Origin of the sequence: Halorubrum sp. SP3 (genome assembly GCF_005435195.1) — an archaeon.
GTDB classification, from domain to species: domain Archaea; phylum Halobacteriota; class Halobacteria; order Halobacteriales; family Haloferacaceae; genus Halorubrum; species Halorubrum sodomense.
This window is the reverse complement of record NZ_SGTU01000849.1, coordinates 1-209: the sequence shown is the minus strand read 5'-3', so window position 1 is coordinate 209 and position 209 is coordinate 1. Positions and strand designations below refer to the sequence as shown.

Genomic DNA, 209 nt, shown 5'->3' with positions numbered 1-209 from the left:
AGCTGCATCAGGATCGCGTCGTCGTCGAGCTTGTCGATCTCGTCGAGCAGGATCAGCACCACGTCGTACCGCTGGTCGAGGATGCGCCAGAGCCGCTTGTAGTAAGTGGAAGTCGAGAGCCCCTTGTCGGGGACGTTGATACCGGTCTGCTCGGGGTCGTTCACGCCCTCGGCGATGGTCTGGACGGCCTGGGTCTCCGTAGTGTCCTG

At 62.7% G+C, this 209-nt stretch carries 1 pseudogene; it reads right to left on the bottom strand.

The window, feature by feature from the left end:
* Positions 1-209: pseudogene (locus tag EXE42_RS18395) on the bottom strand (cell division control protein Cdc6); the annotation flags it as partial.